This is a genomic window from Roseomonas sp. KE0001 (assembly GCF_016107285.1).
Taxonomy (GTDB): Bacteria; Pseudomonadota; Alphaproteobacteria; order Acetobacterales; family Acetobacteraceae; genus Pseudoroseomonas.
Genome location: NZ_RCVQ01000001.1, coordinates 482,281 through 499,040, shown reverse-complemented (window position 1 = coordinate 499,040; position 16,760 = coordinate 482,281). Strand labels below are relative to the sequence as shown.

At 72.4% G+C, this 16,760-nt stretch carries 14 protein-coding genes; 7 read left to right on the top strand and 7 right to left on the bottom strand.

The window, feature by feature from the left end:
• The first annotated feature begins 158 nt into the window (after positions 1-158).
• The 6 genes from D9598_RS02305 (at position 159) to D9598_RS02280 (ending at position 8,080) form a co-directional block, all read left to right on the top strand.
• Complete coding sequence (locus D9598_RS02305; RefSeq protein ID WP_198364770.1) at positions 159-923, top strand: class II aldolase/adducin family protein; 765 nt, start codon at positions 159-161, stop codon at positions 921-923.
• A 117-nt stretch (positions 924-1,040) separates the two neighbouring features.
• The gene (locus tag D9598_RS02300; RefSeq protein ID WP_198364769.1) at positions 1,041-2,321 is read left to right on the top strand and encodes an O-antigen ligase; all 1,281 of its coding nucleotides are present in this window, start codon (positions 1,041-1,043) and stop codon (positions 2,319-2,321) included.
• A 111-nt stretch (positions 2,322-2,432) separates the two neighbouring features.
• On the top strand, positions 2,433-3,503 hold the full coding sequence (locus D9598_RS02295; RefSeq protein ID WP_198364768.1) for a glycosyl hydrolase family 8: 1,071 nt from the start codon (positions 2,433-2,435) through the stop codon (positions 3,501-3,503).
• Positions 3,504-3,637: 134 nt separating this feature from the next.
• Entirely contained in the window at positions 3,638-6,514 is a 2,877-nt protein-coding gene (locus tag D9598_RS02290; RefSeq protein ID WP_198364767.1) for a PAS domain-containing protein, read from the top strand.
• Between the two features lie 106 nt (positions 6,515-6,620).
• Positions 6,621-7,307 carry a response regulator transcription factor gene (locus tag D9598_RS21555; RefSeq protein ID WP_198364766.1) on the top strand — a complete coding sequence of 229 codons (687 nt, stop codon included), beginning with the start codon at positions 6,621-6,623 and terminating at the stop codon, positions 7,305-7,307.
• Positions 7,308-7,327: 20 nt separating this feature from the next.
• Positions 7,328-8,080 carry an HD-GYP domain-containing protein gene (locus tag D9598_RS02280; protein WP_198364765.1) on the top strand — a complete coding sequence of 251 codons (753 nt, stop codon included), beginning with the start codon at positions 7,328-7,330 and terminating at the stop codon, positions 8,078-8,080.
• A 22-nt stretch (positions 8,081-8,102) separates the two neighbouring features.
• Here D9598_RS02280 and D9598_RS02275 read toward each other — a convergent pair whose 3' ends face one another.
• A complete protein-coding gene (locus tag D9598_RS02275) occupies positions 8,103-8,723 on the bottom strand; it encodes a hypothetical protein (protein ID WP_198364764.1) in 621 nt (206 codons plus the stop codon).
• A 145-nt stretch (positions 8,724-8,868) separates the two neighbouring features.
• Here D9598_RS02275 and D9598_RS02270 point away from each other — a divergent pair, with 145 nt between their 5' ends.
• Positions 8,869-9,618, top strand: a complete 750-nt coding sequence (locus D9598_RS02270; protein WP_198364763.1) for an SDR family oxidoreductase — start codon at positions 8,869-8,871, stop codon at positions 9,616-9,618.
• A 54-nt stretch (positions 9,619-9,672) separates the two neighbouring features.
• Here D9598_RS02270 and D9598_RS02265 read toward each other — a convergent pair whose 3' ends face one another.
• The 6 genes from D9598_RS02265 to D9598_RS02240 all read right to left on the bottom strand — a co-directional run bounded on the left by D9598_RS02265 (position 9,673) and on the right by D9598_RS02240 (position 16,714).
• A complete protein-coding gene (locus tag D9598_RS02265) occupies positions 9,673-10,665 on the bottom strand; it encodes a tripartite tricarboxylate transporter substrate binding protein (protein WP_198364762.1) in 993 nt (330 codons plus the stop codon).
• A gap of 191 nt (positions 10,666-10,856) precedes the next feature.
• The gene (locus D9598_RS20925) at positions 10,857-11,636 is read right to left on the bottom strand and encodes a cold-shock protein (RefSeq protein ID WP_370591915.1); all 780 of its coding nucleotides are present in this window, start codon (positions 11,634-11,636) and stop codon (positions 10,857-10,859) included.
• An 86-nt stretch (positions 11,637-11,722) separates the two neighbouring features.
• A complete protein-coding gene (locus tag D9598_RS02255; protein WP_198364761.1) occupies positions 11,723-12,988 on the bottom strand; it encodes an FAD-binding oxidoreductase in 1,266 nt (421 codons plus the stop codon).
• Positions 12,985-13,395, bottom strand: coding sequence for an AtzH-like domain-containing protein (locus D9598_RS02250; protein WP_198364760.1), 411 nt, complete (start codon positions 13,393-13,395; stop codon positions 12,985-12,987). The genes D9598_RS02255 and D9598_RS02250 overlap by 4 nt, the downstream gene beginning before the upstream one ends.
• Before the next feature lie 86 nt (positions 13,396-13,481).
• The gene (locus tag D9598_RS02245) at positions 13,482-14,276 is read right to left on the bottom strand and encodes a xanthine dehydrogenase family protein subunit M (RefSeq protein ID WP_198364759.1); all 795 of its coding nucleotides are present in this window, start codon (positions 14,274-14,276) and stop codon (positions 13,482-13,484) included.
• 14 nt (positions 14,277-14,290) lie between these two features.
• Positions 14,291-16,714, bottom strand: coding sequence for a xanthine dehydrogenase family protein molybdopterin-binding subunit (locus D9598_RS02240; protein WP_198364758.1), 2,424 nt, complete (start codon positions 16,712-16,714; stop codon positions 14,291-14,293).
• Positions 16,715-16,760: the final 46 nt, after the last annotated feature.

Genomic DNA, 16,760 nt, shown 5'->3' with positions numbered 1-16,760 from the left:
CAAGTCTACTCGCCGCCCCGCCGCCGCAAAGCCCTTCCGCCGGCCGCGAACTTCGATTTGCCCGGAAGCGAAGTCGGCGACGGGCCGGTGAAAGTGCTTGGTCTCCCGGCGGGACCGGTGCAAGCTGCGCCGCGGCACGAGGCGAACGGAGCGGGCGGATGAGCGCGATGGTGCAATCCCTGGCCAGCAGCGCGGCGGAGGAGCGCGAATGGGCGCTGCGCTGCGACATGGCCGCGGTGTTCCGCGTCGCCGCGCGGCTCGGCTGGAACGAGCAGATCGGCAACCACAACAGCCTGATGCTGCCGGACGAGGCGGAGCCGCGCTTCCTCATCAATCCGCGCGGCTACCTCTTCCAGGAGCTGAAGGCGAGCGACCTCATCGTCTGCGACCTGGACGGGCGCGTGCTGCGCGGCAGCGGCGAGTTGCGCAAGGTCGCCTTCCACATCCATGCCCGCATCCATGTGCAGAATCCCGCCGCCGCCTGCGTCGTGCATGTGCATCCGCGCTGGCTGACCGCGCTGTCGCTGCTGCGCGACGCCGAGTTCGCCCTGTCGCACCACAACAACCTGCTGCTGAACGACCGCATGGTCTATGACCGTGAGGGCGACGAGCCGGTGCATGTGAACGAGGAGGGCGACCGCATCGCCCGCCTGATGGGCGACAAATCGATCATGGTGATGCGCGGCCATGGCGTCACGGTGGTCGGGCCGACGGTCGCCGATGCCTTCGACGAATGCTACATGGCGGAGCGTACCGCCATGTATCAGATGACCGCCCTGCAGACGGGGCAGCCGCTGCATCGCCTGCCCGAGGGCCTGCGGCGCCATCATCATGGCCCCTGGGGCGAGCGCATGGACGCCCGGCTGCACCTCGATGCGTGGCGCCGCATCCTCGACCGCGAGGAACCCGACTACGCCCGCTAGATAAAGCGCCAGAGAAAGCACCGGTCCGCTCTTGCCTCGCCGCCCCGGAGATTGCAGGAGCGGCGGCATGACCTCCTCCTCCTCCCTCCCCTTCCCGCCCGGCCGGGCCCCGGCCGCATGAGCGGCGCGCCGGCGGGCCGGACGCCCTTCGCCTGGAGCGCGCCGACCGCCCCCCTCGCCGCCGCGCTGGTCGTCGCCCCCTTTGTCGCCGTGCTGCAATCCAAGGCCATGGCGCCCCTGGCCCTGGTGGCGCTGGCCCTCGCCGTGGTGCAGGCGCGCCGCGCCACCGGCCGCTGGCCCTGGCCGCGCGGGCCGGCGCTCTGGGCCGGCCTGGCGCTCGGCCTCTGGGGCACGGCCTCCGCGCTCTGGGCCCCGGAGCCGGGGCGCGCCCTGTCGGGCGGGCTGGGCTTCGCCGGCACCGTGCTGCTGGCCGGCGCGGCGTATCGCGCGGCGGGCGAGGACAGCCCCGGGCGTCGGGCGTGGCTCGGCCAGGCGCTCGCCGCCGGCCTGGCGCTCGGCCTCGCCGCCGCGCTGCTCGACCATCTCACCGGCTCGGGGCTTCGTGCCGCCGTGCGCGGGCTGCGGGAGATACCGCCGCAACTGGCCTTCGGGCTGAAGCCCGCCGCCTCGGTCATGGCGCTGCTGCTTCCGCTGGTCGCCGCGGCCGCCCTGCCTCGCCGCTGGCGCGTGGCCGGCCTGGCCCTTGGGGGCGGCGTGCTGCTCTGGGTCAGTGGCGACACCGCCCGGCTGGCGGCCGCCGCGGGGCTGATCCTGGTGGCCCTGACGGCGCTGGAGCGCCGCCTCCGCCCCGGCGCGCCGGCCTGGACACCGCGCCTCCTCGGCCTGGGCATGGCGGCGGTTCTGCTGGCGACCCCGCTGCTGCTCGGCCCCGCGCTGCGCCACCTGCCGACCTCCTTCCAGAGCCTGCCGCCCTCGGCCGTGCACCGGCTGGTGATCTGGGATTTCGGGATGGAGCGGGCGCGGGAGAAGCCGCTGCTGGGCTGGGGGCTGGAGGCCGCGCGCGCCTTGCCCGGCGGCAAGGAGAACCCCTCGTCCGACCGGCTGTCGCGGCTCGGCGTCGAGCGGCCCGGGCTGCGCGCCTGGTTCGCCGCGCCCCATGTCGAGCTGATGCCGCTGCATCCCCACAACGGCGCCCTGCAGATCTGGCTGGAACTCGGCTGGGTGGGGGTCGTGATCGCCGCCCTCGCCCTGCTGCTGCTGGCCTTCGCCGCCCGGGGGCCGGCGGCGGCGGCGATGACCGGCGCGCTGGGCTCGGCCTTCATCACCTTCGTGGCGAGTTTCGGGGCCTGGCAAAGCTGGTGGTTGTGCAGTGCCGCTCTTGCCCTGGCCTGCGCGGGCGGACTCTCTGGAGCCGCCTCCGCCAGGGCGAAAACGTAAGCAGGTATTACACAACTTCAAAGGGAAGTGAGGGGGCGCCTTCAACCCTCGCCTCCCTGGCCCTGGCCTGTAGGCTGATCCGCGCAAACACAAGGCGTGGAGTTGGTGGCGATGGCCCGCGGGCACGGGCGGCGTTCAATCCTGGGTGCGACGGCGGCCGTCCTGGTGTCGCTGCCGCGCCAGCCGGGCCATGCCGAGCACCGGAATGCCGCAGGGCCGGCGCCCCGCGATGAATGGGAGAGTTTCCGCGCCCGCTTCGTCACCGGGGACGGGCGCGTGGTGGACACCGGCAATGGGGGCATCTCGCATTCCGAGGGCCAGGGATGGGGCCTGCTCTTCGCCGAGGCCTTCGACGACCAGGCCACCTTCCGCCGCATCCTCGCCTGGACGCGCCGCGCGCTGGCGCGGCCGCAGGACCGGTTGCACGCCTGGCGCTGGCAGCCCGGCCGGGCCCGGCCCGTGGAGGACGCCAACAACGCCACGGACGGCGATATCTTCATCGCCTGGGCCCTGAGCCGGGCCGCGCGGCGCTGGCAGGACCCGGACCTCGCCCTGCTCGCCGGCGAGATGCTGCGCGACCTGGAAGCCCTCTGCATCCGCCAGGTCGACGGCCGGACCCTGCTCCTGCCGGCGGCCTTCGGCTTCGATCATCCCCGCCACGTGGTGGTGAACCCCTCCTACTACGTCTTCCCGGCCTTTCCCGGACTGGCGCGGCTGCGCCCCGCGGGCCCCTGGAAGGAGCTGACGGCGGAGGGCTGCCGGCTGTTGCGGCAGGCGCGGTTCGGCCCCTGGCAGCTGCCGGCCGACTGGATCCAGATCGACCGGCCGCATGGCGCGCCCCGCCCCGCCCAGGGCTGGGCGCCGCGCTTCTCCTACGACGCGGTCCGCGTGCCGCTGTACCTGTCCTGGGCCGGGCTGACCGAGGAGCCGGCGCTGGCCGCCGCCCGCCTTTTCTGGGGCGGGGAGGCCAGCAGCAGGCCGGCCTGGACCGATCTCGATGGCCGCGCCGTCGCGCCCTATGCGGCGGATGCCGGCATCCAGGCGGTGGCCGAGGCGGTGACCGCGACGCGGCGCCCCGGCCCGCGCTTTCCGCCACTGTCGGAAGCGCGAAGCTATTATGCCGCCAGCCTGCTCCTGCTCTCCCGCCTGGCCGTGGCGGAACGGCCGCAGCTTGCATTGTGACGCAATCGGAGGTTTAACATTGCCTCCGAATCTTTCCCCTTTCATTCCCTGCCGCCTGCCCCGCGCGCCATGATCCAATTCGCTCCTGAGCCGCGCACCCCTCCGGCGGTGACGGCTGCCCGAATGCGGCCCTGATGCTTCAGCAGCCGCGTCGGCTTCTCTGGCCCTGGCGGATCGCCGGACTGGCCTTCACCGTCCTGATTCTTGTCGCGGTCGGCGGTGGCATCGGGCTGCATCTGCTGTCGGAACGCCGGCAGACGGCGGAACGCAGCCTGGCCGAGGCCAGCGTGCTGGCCAGGAGCATGGCCGCCCAGGCCTCCGCCCTGTTCAACGCGCTGAACCAGGCCATGATCGGGCTCGGCGCCGTGGCGCGGCGCACCGGGGCGGAGCAGGCGCAGGAGGCGCTGGAGGCGCTCGCCGTCCGGGAGGCGGCGGCGCCCGAGGGCGTCACGCTGGCCATCCTGTCGTCCGACGGGCGTCTGCTGCTCGCGAGCGAGGCCGGGCGCCGCCGGATCGCCGGCCTCGACCTGGACGACTTCGAGAAGGCGCTCGGCGCGCTGGCCGCCGGGCAGGGCGGCATGCGCTTCGGTCCGCCCGTGCGTAGCACGGTGGGACCGGCGCTGCCACTGTGGCACCCCCTGCCGGACGGCCAGGAGGCGGTGCTGGCCCTGCTCCCCCTCCGGCTCTTCGAGGGCTTCTACGACCGCCTGCTGTTGCCGCCGGGCAACGAGATCGCGCTGATCGACGGCCAGGGCCGCCTGCTGGCGCGCATGCCCTCCGACCCGGACCGGATCGGCCAGCCGGCCGCGCAGGCGGTGCGGGCGATCGAGATCCTGCGCCTGCAGGAGAACTGGTCCGGCCTGAGCCGCACCGAGGAGGGCGGCGGCCATTTCACCGCCGTGGTGCCCGTGCCGGGGCAGCCGGGCGTCGTCTCGGTGGGGCTGAGCGAGGCGGCCGCCTTCGCGGCCTGGCGCAACCATGCGGGACTCGGCGTCCTGCTCACCCTCCTGATCACCGGCGTGGCCGGGTCGGGCGTGGCGCTGGTCCTGCGCGAGGCCCGGCAGCGCCTGGAGGCGCAGGGCCAGGCCACGGCGCGGCTGGAGTGGCTGGCACGCGGCTCGGCGCAGATCGCCAGGATCGCCGAGTTGCCCGTGCTGCTGGAAGTGGTCGCGCGTCTGGCCCGCGAGACCACGGGCGCCCCCTTCGCCGCCCTGATGCTGCTGAACCAGCCGATGCGCCGTCCCGCCGAGAGCCGGGGCACCGAGCCGGCACCGGGCCGGTTCGCCGCGCTCGGGCGCTGGATCGCCGGCCTGCCCGGGGAGCCCGTCGTGCCGGAGGGCAGGCTGCCGCCGCGGGAGGATCTGCCGGCCCGCATGGCGCTGCCGCTGAGGGAGGAGGATGGCGGGGCCTTCGCGGTGCTGGTCCTGGCGGAGCCCGAGGGCGGCTTCAACGCCGATGGCGAGGCGATGCTGGACCAGCTCGCCCGCCTCGCCGAGGTGGCGATTCGCAACCGGCGTCTGATCACGGCGCTGCATGGCATGGCCGACGAGGCGAATGGCGCGCGCGAGCGTGTCGAGCACATCCTCGATTCGATCAGCGACGGCTTCATCGCGCTCGATGCCGAGTGGCGCATGACCTACGCGAACGGCGCCGCGCTCGGCATGATCGGCGTGGCCAGCCCGGCCCTCCTGGGCCTCACGCTCTGGGAGCGTTTCCCCTCTCTGCTGCAGGACGAGGCCTTCGCCCTGCTGCACTTGGTCGCCTCGCGCGGTGCCCATGAGGACTTCGCCGTCCACCTGCAGGAGCTGGATCGCTGGTTCCGCATGGTGGCGCATCCCGCCGGCGATGGCGTCGCCATCTTCTTCAGCGACATCACCGGCGCGCAGCAGGCGCGGCAACGGCAGTTCGAGAGCCAGCGCACGGAGGTCATCGGCCGGCTCGCCAGCGGTGCCGCGCGGGACCTGCTGCGGGAGTTGCGCGAAGCCGAGTCGCGAATCGAGCAGTTGCGCGGCACCATCGCCGACATCACCGGAGGCGCTCCCTCGGGCCTGCTGCGCGACGGCACCGCGGCGCTGATGGCGACGCGCCGCGGGCTCGAGATGGCCGGCAGGATGCTGGACTTCGCCAGCCTGACAACGGCCGGGAAGGCGGACCCGCATCCGGCGACCCTGCTGCGCAACCTCGAGCCCCTGCTCCGCGCCGCCCTGCCCGAAGCCGTCACGCTCCGCCTGGTCGTGAAGCCCGGCCTGCCCCGCCCGCGCCTGCCCGCCTGGCAGTTCGAGAATGCCGTGGTCGCGCTGGTGCTGCAGGCGCGGGACCTCATGACCGGTGCGGGACGGGTCGAGATCACCCTGACCGGAGCGCAGCCCGGGCATGGATCGGCGCATCCATGGCTGCACTGCCGGATCAGCGCCTCCGATGCGGGGGGCGGCGAGCGGAGCATTCCCTTCCTGCCCGGGGAGTCGCGCGGCGAGTTGCGCGCCCTGCAGGAGATGGTCCATCAGGCTGGCGGCACCCTGAAGCTGGATCGTGGCCCGACATCCGGCTTCAGCGCGGCGCTGGCTCTCCCCGGCCAGCCGCCGCCCGGCTCGGAGGCCTGCATTCCCAGAACCGGAGAGGCGGGAGCGCGCATCCTTCTCGTCGAGGACGAGGCGCCGCTCCGCCACGTTCTCACGCGACAGTTGCAATCCCTGGGATGCACGGTGGTGGGTGTCGAGGCCGGGCCGGAGGCGCTGAAGGTGCTGGAGGAGGGTTTCCCGGCCGACCTTCTCCTGACCGACATGATCATGCCCGGCGGCATGAGCGGCCGCCAACTGGTGCGCGAGGCGCGCCGGCACAGGCGCAATCTGCCCGCACTGCTGATCTCGGGCTACGCCCTGAGCGAGGAAAGGCTGGGGCCGCAGGATCTTTTGCTGGCCAAACCATGCTCGCAGAACGACTTGGCGCGCCACCTTCGAAGACTGCTCGAACCAGTGGATCCCTCTCAGAAAGGCGATTCATCTCTCAACTAAATTATGGTTGTTGCCGTAGTATCTGCTATCCTTACGAGCAATGCTCGACACACATGCAACCCAGAAGTCGCCCGCTCGCTACGCCCGGCCGGCCCAGCCGTCGTGTGTGAACGAGCGTCCGACCCTGCTGCTCGGCATGGCCTCGCCCAGCCTGGCAGACTCCATGGCGGCCGCCCTGGCGGAAGCCGGCTACAACCCTCAGCGCGTGGAGAGCCAGACGGAACTCCGCCGCGCCCTGCAACAGGAGGCGGCGCGGATCGTGCTGCTGGACCTGGAGCTGATCGGCGGGGACAGCCTGTCGATCGTCAGCCATATCTCGGCGCCCGATCGCGGCCTCGTGGTGTTCAGCCGCCGGCCCTCCGAAGGCGAGCGAGTCGCCACGCTGGAGCTCGGCGCCGATGACCATCTCGCCCTGCCGGCATCGCCGCGCGAGGTGGTGGCGCGGCTGAAGGCGCTGATGCGCCGGCTTGGCGGTACCGAGGCCGCGCCCGCGGTGCAGATCATCTGGGGCGTGCAGCTCGACCCGGCGCGGCAGCGCCTGATCTCGCCGGACGGCATGGAGCACCACCTGACCGGCGCCGAAGCCGGCCTGCTGTCGATGATGCTGCAGAACCCCGGCCACCTGGCGGAGCGGGACGCGATCGCCGAACGGGTCCTGGGCTATCGCCGCAAGCCGCAGCAGCGGGGGGTGGACCAGTTCGCCTCCTCCCTGCGGCAGAAGCTGGAGCGGGTTTCCGACGGCCGAATCCAGGTGCTGGCGGTGCGGGGGCGAGGCTACCGGCTGGTGTGGTAGAAGCCCGGCCTGACATCGGCATGGCGGTTATGTCCACGGCCACCCATCCGCCCCTCTCCGAGGATCTGCGCGAGCTGCCGCCGGATCCGAACCTGCCGGACGACCTGTCGCGGCAGAGCCTGCGCCTGCTTGCCGCCCTGCGCCGGCATCACCCGCCCACGGCGGATCATTCCATCCGCGTCGCCACGGTGCTGCTGGCCATGTGGTCGCGCCGGTCCGAGGCGCTTGGCGATGCCGCGCTGATCGTCGCCGCCGGCCTGCTGCACGATCTCGGGAAGCTGTTCCTCCCCGTCTCGCTCCTGGACGCCGCCCGGCAGCTGACCCCGCTAGAGACGGCGGCGGTGCGCGAACACCCCCGCACCGGCTCGGAAACCCTCTCGGCCCTCGGCTATCCGGAAGCCGTGGTCTTCTCCGCGCGCGATCATCACGAACGCTGGCAGGGCGGCGGGTATCCCTCGGGCCGCCAGGGTCGCGAGCTGATGCCGCTCGTTCGCGCCGTCTGCGTGGCGGATGCCTTCGTCGCCATGATCGAGCCCGGCCGTGCCTACCGGCGCCACCTGACGGTGGCCGAGGCCCTACTGGAGGTGCAGGCCTGCAGCGGGACGCAGTTCGATCCGGGCTTCGCCGCCCTGCTGGTCGATGGGCTGGGCCCCACCTTCCAGGCCGAGCTTGGCCTGGACACGGTGCCCGGCGAGCGGCGCGCCGTGGTCGCGGGGCTGTTGCCCTCCCACCTGTTGCAACGCGCCCTCCGGCTGCCGCCCTGCCCCTGGTGACCCCCCGGCGCGGCGCCTGGCGTCAGCGGCCGCCCGGCAGCAACCCGGGGAGGGCCTGGCCCAGGCCCGAGAGGCCCTGCGGCAGGTTCAGCGCCATCAGGCCCGGCGGCACCTCGAAGCGGGCGGCGTTCAGCGGCGCATAGCGCACCTCCTCCGCCTCCAGACTGCCGCGGCGGCCCTCCCGCTCGCCGCTGGCGCGCAGCAGCACGCCATCCGGCGTCAGGCAGGCCGTGCCATTCCCCTCTTTGCTGACGATGCGCCACAGGGCGCAGTCATGCCCCGCCACGCGCGCGGAGCCGGCGCGGCTCACCTTCGCGCCCTCCGGCAGGCCGTCGAGCAGGGGGATCTGGCCCCGGCCCGGCAGGGTCACCACCATGCGCTGCCCCTCCATCACCATCTGCGCGCGCTGGGCCGGGACATCGAGCAGCACCCAGCCCGGCGCGCGCGGCGTCTCGATACGCCAGCGCTGCCGCGCCGCCAGCCAGGCCGCCTCCACCGGCTGCGCGGTCTGCCCCGGGGCGCTGGCGGTGTAGCGCACCGCCACGTCCCGCGTCGGAAACAGGCGCGGCATCTCCTGTGCCGCCGCCGGAACGGTCAGAAGCGGGCCCGCCAGGGCCAGGATCCGGGTCAGTGCAGTCCTCAAGCGCGTGTCCTCTTCCTGTCCCGCCGCGTGCCGGCGGCCGGGTGCTTGCGCGCCGTCCGCCGCCGCCGCACCCTGTGGCGTATCGGCGCCGCCGGCCTCGGCGAGGCCCGGAACGGCGCCATCTTAGGTGAGGAAAGGACCCCCCATGGACAAGATCGCCGTCGTCACCGGAGCCGGCAGCGGCATCGGCCGCGCCGCCGCGCTGGCGCTGCTCGGCGCCGGCTGGAAGGTGGCCCTGGCCGGGCGCCGCCAGGATGCGCTGGAGGCCACCCGCGCCGAGGCCGGCGGGCGCGCCGGCGACTGCCTGCCGGTGCCGACGGATGTCAGCGACCCCGCCTCGGTCAAGGCGCTCTTCGCCGCGGTGACGGAACGCTGGGGGCGCTGCGACCTGCTGTTCAACAACGCCGGGCGCGGCAGCCCGTCGGTGGATTTCGACGAGATCACGCGAGAGGACTGGTTCGGCGTCGTCGGCGCCAACCTGCATGGCGCCTTCCTCTGCGCGCAGGAAGCCTATCGGGTGATGAAGCAGCAGTCGCCGCGCGGCGGCCGCATCATCAACAACGGCTCCATCAGCGCCCATGCGCCGCGCCCCGGTTCGGCGCCCTACACCGCCACCAAGCATGCCATCACCGGCCTGACCAAGTCGATCAGCCTGGACGGGCGGAAGTGGGACATCGCCTGCGGCCAGATCGATGTCGGCAATGCCGCGACGCCCATGACCGAGCGCATGGTCCGCGGCGTGCCGCAGCCGAATGGCGATATGCTGGCCGAGCCGCGCATGGATGTCCGCCATGTCGGCGAGACCATTCTGCACATGGCCTCGCTGCCGCTCGACGCCAATGTCCAGTTCGTCACCATCATGGCCACGAAGATGCCCTTCGTCGGGCGCGGCTGACGGACCGGGAGGGGCCGATCGCCCCTCCCTCACCTTTCGCCCGAACGAGCCGGCTTACTCCACCCTGGCACCGGAGCGGCGGATGACCTCGGCCCAGCGGCCGATGTCGCGCTCCTGCACGGCCCGGAACTCGGCCGGAGTGGCCACCGTGCTGGGGGTGATGCCCTGGCTCTGGATCAGCCAGTCCTTGAAGTCCGGCGTGTTGATGATCTTGCGGATCTCCTCGTCCATCCGCGCCTGGATCGGCTGCGGCAGGCCGGCCGGCGCGAAGATGCCGTACCAGGTGCTGCTGTCGAAGCCCGCAAGGCCACAGGCCTCCTCCACGGTCGGCACCTCCGGCAGGGCCGGCAGGCGCTTCCGGCTCGACACCGCCAGCCCCTTCACCTGCCCTTGCCCGATATAGCCGATGGCGGGACCCGACTGGTTGAAGAAGAAATCCACGTCGCCGGCCAGCAGCGCCGTCTGCGCGCCGGGCTGGCCGCGGAAGGGCACATGCACGACCTCCAGCCCGGCCACCTGCGCGAACTGCGCCCCGGCCAGATGCGTCGAGGCGCCGTTTCCGGTCGAGGCATAGTTCAGCGCGCCGGGCTTCGCCTTGGCGGCGGCGATCAGGTCCTGGCAGGTGGCGAACTGCGGCCGCCTCTCGGCGCTCACGGTGAGCACATTCGGCACGTCGCCCAGATGCGTGATGGGCGTGAAGTCCTTCACCACGTCGAAGGGCAGGCTGCTGTAGAGCGTGGCATTGATGGCGTGGGTGCCGGCGGTGCCGAAGAGGAAGGTGTAGCCATCCGGCCGCGCCTTGGCGACGAGATCGCTGGCGATATTGCCGCCGGCGCCCGTGCGGTTGTCCACCACCACGGTGACGCCGAGGGCCCTGGACAGCGGCTCGGCCAGCTTGCGCTGATAGATATCGACCCCGGAGCCATTGGGGAAACCGCCCATCAGCGTGATCGGGCGGTTGGGCCAGTTGGCCTCCTGGGCCCGGGACGCGGTCAGGGGAGCGAGAAGCCCAGCCAGCGCCAGACCGAGCAGAAGATGACGGCGCATCAGATCAACCCTTACTGAACATTCACCGAAAGCTAATCGTCGCACCCGCCCCCCGAAAGCCTGGAAGAGGACGGATTCTTCCCCAGAGAGGAGACCGCTGCCCGGAAAGCGGGCATCCCCCGCCATCGAAGGCAAAAAACCCCTGCCGCCGGAAGGCGACAGGGGCTTCAGACCCACGACGGGTGGAGGGATCAGCTGCCCTTCAGCACCACGGCCTGACGGCCACGCTGGCCGTCGCGCACCTCGAGGTTCAGCTTCTCGCCCTGCTGCACGTCCTGCTTGCCGGCGCGCTGCAGCACGGAGGAATGCAGGAACACGTCCTGGCCGCCATCGTCCGGCGTGACGAAGCCGAAGCCGCGCACCTGGTCGAACCACTTGACGGTGCCGTTCACGGCATAGGTCGGGCCGCCCTCGTCGCGGCCGCCGAAGTCACGGCGCGGCGGACGGTCGCCGAAGCTGCGCGGCGCGCCGAAGCCACCGCCCGCACCGGCGCCGCCGAAGTCACGACGCGGCGGACGGTCGCCGAAGCCGCCGCCGAAGCCGCCACGATCGCCGAAGTCGCGGCGCGGCGGACGGTCACCGAAGCCACCACCGAAGCCGCCCCGGTCGCCGAAGTCGCGGCGCGGCGGACGGTCACCGAAACCGCCGGCGCCGAAGTCACGGCGCGGCGGACGATCGCCGAAGTCACGACGCGGGCGGTCGCCCCCACCGGCACCACCGCCCGGGCCGAGCTTCCGCTCGGTGATCCGGGTGACCAGCCGGCGGCCCTGGCGGTCCGTGCCGATCTCGCAGACCAGCTTGTCGCCGGTCTCAGGCGGTTCGATTCCGGCCTCGGTCAGCGCCGAAGCGTGGAAGAACACATCCTGGCCATCCGGACCCAGCACGAAGCCGAAGCCCTTACGGCCGTTGTACCACTTGACCTCAGCCTCGATGGGCCCGGTGCCGCCCTGCGAATCGTTATCGGGAAACACTGCGTCTCGTATCCGTAAAAAAGTGTGCGGCCCGACGGGATGCGGGGCCGGCTGACCGGTATCCTCGCACTGGCGGGCGATGATTGCTAGTCGAATCGCAGGGGATTGTACGGTGCCGGATCAAGATCCGGGCGCCGGCGCGCGACGAGGTCCAGCGCCAGCTTCGCCGTCCGTGGCGCGCCGACCAGGCCGGTATGCCCGTGGCCGAAGGCAAAAACAATATCCGGGCTGCGCCGGGCCGGGCCGATGCAGGGCAGGCCGTCCGGCATGCTGGGGCGATGGCCCATCCAGAAGCGCACCCGCTCGGGCGGCAGATCGCGCGGCAGGCCCGGGAAGCTGCGCAGCAGATGGTCGCGCAGGATCGCCGCGCGCCGCCAGTCCGGCGCATCCTCCAGGGCGGCGATCTCCACCTGCCCGGCCGCGCGCAGCCCGGCCTCGGTCATGGTCACGCCCATCTTGCCGTCCGAGGGCATCAGCGGGACGCGCGGCCCGGCCTCCGGCGCGGCGATGACGGCGTGGTAGCCGCGCTCGGTCTGCAGCGGCAGGCGGTTGCCCGCCAGCGCCGCCAGCGGGCGCGACCGGATGCCGGCGGCGATGACCGCGCGGTCGGCTGCGACCTCCCCCGCCTTCGTGCCCACCGCCCTGAGCCGCCCGTCCTCGATCCGGAAGCCGGTGGCGGCGGCGCGCCGCAGGCGGGCCCCCTCGCGCACCGCCTGCGCCACCAGGGCCGCGACATAGGCGCCCGGGTCGCGGCAATGCCCCCCCTCCTCGGCCAGGATCGCGAAGCCGTAGCGGCGGTCGAGCTCCGGCTCGCGCCGGCGCAGCTCCTCGGCCCCGATCTCCCGCCAGGTCAGCCCGACCTGGCGGCGGACACGCCAGGCCAGGGCCTCGGCCTCGAAGGCGGCGCGGTCGGGGTAGATGTACATCAGCCCGTCGCGCCGGATCAGCCCGGGCACGCCGGCGGCCTCCGCCAGGGCCGCGTGCAGCGCGGGCGCGCCCTCCAGCAGCGGGCGGAGCGCCCGGGCGGCGCGCAGCACCTTGGCCTCGGTCCAGCCGGACCAGAGGTAGCGCAACAGCCAGGGCGTCGCGCGCGGCAGGTAGGACCAGCGGATGGACAGTGGCCCGAGGGGGTCGCGGAGAAACTGCGGGACCCTGCGCCAGGTGCCGGGCGTGGCGGGCGGGATCACGGAATGGGGCGAGAGCCAGGCGCCATTGCCATAGCTGGCCGCCTGCTCGCCCCCCGGCTCGGCCGGGTCGAGCAGCGTGACCTCCCAGCCCTCGCGCCGCAGCGCGAGCGCCGTGCAGGCGCCCACGATGCCGGCGCCGATGACGACGACATGCCCGCCGCTCATCGGGATTGCAGCCCCGGATCGCGCGCCAGCAGCGAGACATGGGCGGAGACGACGCGCCACCCCTCCGGCATCCGTGCCATGATCTTGGTCTCGCGCCCGATCAGCCCGGTTGGTATCCCATCGGCGCCGAGGCGCTCGTATTCCAGGTGGGTGGCGGCGAAGTCCGGGCCGAAGGCGACGATGTGGACCTTCCTCTGCGCGCGCCGCGCGTAGGCTTTCACCGAGGCGCGGAAGGCGCGAATGGCCTCATGCCCGTAGAGGATCTCGCCGATGCCGAAGCGCACCGTGCGCGGGTCCGCCCAGAAGAGGCTGTCCAGGATCTCCGCGCGGTTGTTCATCAGCGCGTCCTCGTAGCGGTCGAACACCGCCCGGACTTCTGCAATCACCGCCGGATCGTCGATCTGCACGCGCGCACCCCTCCGCTGCCGGGACTCGAGGTGCGCAGGGTGCCGCAGGGCGCGGGCCGGCGGAAGGGGCCGGCCCGCGACAGGTCTCAGCCGGCGTCGGCCACCGCGCGCTTGGCCATCACCGTGACCAGGTTGGCGCGGTACTCGGCGCTGCCATGAATGTCGCTGTTGAGGTCGTCCGGCGCCTGCTTCACGCCGGCCACCGCCTCGACGGACCAGTTGGCGGCGAGCGCCGCCTCCATCTCCGCCTGCCGGAAGGCGCAGGGGCCGGCCCCGTTGACGCCGACGCCCACCCCCTTCGGCCCCCGCGCCACGAAGACGCCGGTCATGGAATAGCGGCTGGCCGGGTTGCGCAGCTTGGCATAGCCCGCCTTCTCGGGGATCGGGAAGGAGATGGCCGTCACCAACTCGCCCGGCTCCAGGGCGGTGGTGAACATGCCCAGGAAGAAGTCGTCGGCCGGGATCGAGCGGCGGTCGGTGACGATGGTGGCGCCGAGCGCCAGCGCCGCCGCCGGATAGTCGGCCGCGGGGTCGTTGTTGGCGATGCTGCCGCCGATCGTGCCGCGGTTGCGCACCTGCGTGTCGCCGATGGTCGAGGCCATGCGGGCCAGCGCCGGGATGGCGGCCATGATCTGCGGGTCGGTCGCCACTTCGTAATGCCGGACCATCGCGCCGATGACCAGCGCGTCGCCCTCGCGCCGCACGTCGCGCAGCTCGGCGATGCCGGAGAGATCGACCAGAGCGGTCGGCTGGTTCAGCCGGTGCTTCAGCGCGGGCAGCAACGTCATGCCGCCGGACACCGGCTTGGCGTCGGGATCGTCGGTGAGCAGCTTCACCGCATCCGCGATGCTGGACGGCTTGTGGTAGGCGAAATCGTACATCGCGACAGGCTCCCTTACGCGGTGGCGGCGGACAGGGCGCCGCCCTTGCCCTGGATGATGGACCAGATCTTCAACGGTGTCGCCGGCATCTCGACATGCGTCACGCCCAGCTCGCGCAGCGCGTCGACCACGGCGTTGATGACGGCGGGCGGCGAGCCTATGGCGCCCACCTCGCCGCAGCCCTTCACGCCGAGCGGATTGTGGGTGCACAGGGTGACGGCGGTGGAGACGCCGAAGCTCGGCACCTGGGTGGCGCGCGGCATGGCGTAGTCGTTGAGGCTGGCGGTCAGCAGCTGGCCCTCGCTGTCATACACCGTGCCCTCCAGCAAGGCCTGGCCGATGCCCTGGGCGAGGCCACCCTGGATCTGCCCCTCGACGATCATCGGGTTGATGACGCGGCCGACATCGTCGCAGGCGGTGAAGTTGACCACCTGCGTCTCGCCCGTCTCGGGGTCGATCTCCACCTCGCAGACATGGCAGCCGCCAGGATAGGTGAAGTTCTTGGGGTCGTAGAAGGCGGTCTCCTCCAGCCCGGGCTCCAGCTCCTCGATCGGGTAGTCGTGCGGTACGTAGGCGGCCATGCTGATCTCGGCCAGCGACTTCGTCCGGTCCGTGCCGGCGACGCGGAACCGGCCGCCCGCCTCGTCCACGCCGAACTCGATGTCCTCGACCGAGGCCTCCAGGAGATGCGCCGCGATCCTGCGGCCCTTGGCGATGATCTTGTCCATCGCTTTGACCATGGCGGCGCCGCCGACGGCCAGGGAGCGCGAGCCGTAGGTGCCCATGCCGAAGGGGATCTTGCCGGTGTCGCCGTGCACGATCTCGACCGAGCCGAGCGGCACGCCGAGCTGCTCGGCGACGAGCTGGGCGAAGGTGGTCTCGTGGCCCTGGCCGTGGCTGTGCGTCCCGGTGAAGACCGAGATGCTGCCGGTCGGGTGCACGCGGATATTCGCCACCTCGTAGAGCCCCGCCCGGGCGCCGAGCTGGCCGACCAGCTTCGAGGGCGCGATGCCGCAGGCCTCCAGATAGGTGGAGATGCCGATGCCGCGCAGCTTCCCGCGCGCCTTCGCCTCGGCGCGGCGCTGCTCGAAACCGGCATGGTCGGCGGCCTCCAGGGCGAGGCGCAGCGTCGTCTCGTAATCGCCGCTGTCGTATTGCAGCGCGACCGGCGTCTGGTAGGGGAACTGGTCGGGATGGATGAAGTTCCGCCGGCGGATCTCGATGCGGTCGATGCCGGTCTCCCGCGCCGCCACATCGACCAGCCGCTCCAGCAGGTAGGTCGTCTCCGGCCGGCCGGCGCCGCGATAGGCGTCCACCGGCACGGTGGAGGTGAAGACCGCCTTCACCTGCCCGTGGATCGCCGGCGTGGTGTAGCAGCCGGCCAGCAGCGTCGCGGAGAGGTAGGTCGGGATGGCGGGGGCGAAGGTCGAGAGATAGGCGCCCATATTGGCCAGGGTCTCGACGCGCAGGCCGAGGAAGCGCCCCTCCGCGTCGAGCGCCAGCTCCGCCCGGGTCACATGGTCGCGGCCATGCGCGTCGGAGAGGAAGCTCTCGCTGCGCTCGCAGGTCCATTTGACCGGCCGGCCGACGCGCCGCGCCGCCCAGGTGACCAGCGCCTCCTCGGCGTAATGATAGATCTTGCTGCCGAAGCCGCCGCCGACATCGGGCGCCACCACGCGCAGCTTGGCCTCCGGCACCTTGAGCACGAAGCCGCCCATCAGCAGCCGGATGACATGCGGGTTCTGGCTGGTGGTGGTGAGCGTGTACTCATCCGCGTTCGGATCGTACTCGCCGAGCGCCGCGCGCGGCTCCATGGCGTTGGGGACGAGGCGGTTGTTCGTGGTCTCGAAGCGGACCACCTTGTGCGCCCCGGCGAAGGCGGCGTCCGTCGCGGCCTTGTCGCCGATCTCCCAGTCGAAGCAGAGATTGCCCGGCGCCTCGTCATGCAGCGCCACGGCCCTCGGCGCGAGGGCGGCGGCCATGTCCGGCAGCGCGGGCAGCGGCGCATACTCGACCAGGATCGCCTCGGCGGCATCGCGCGCCTGGGCCTTGGTCTCCGCGACGACCATCGCCACCGGGTCGCCGACATGCCGCACCTTGCCGCTGGCCAGCACCGGGTGCATGGGCTCGGCCATCACCTGCCCGCCCTTGCCGGTCACCTGCCAGCCGCAGGGCACGCCGCCGAGACCGTCGGCCTCCGCCTCCTTCGCGGTCAGGACCGCCTGGACCCCCGGCATGGCCGCCGCGGCCGCGGTGTCGATGGAGAGGATGCGCGCATGCGCGTGCGGGCTGCGCAGGATCCAGGCCTGCAACTGCTCGGGGCGGCTGAGATCGTCGGTATAGCGGCCGCGCCCGCGGAGGAAGCGCAGATCCTCCTTGCGACGGACACTGGCGCCGATGCCCTCGAAGGCCGCGCCGACGGGCTTGGTGACGTTCATGGACCTTGCTCTCCCTCGCGCCCTCCCAGGCGCTTTCCTCGGCGCC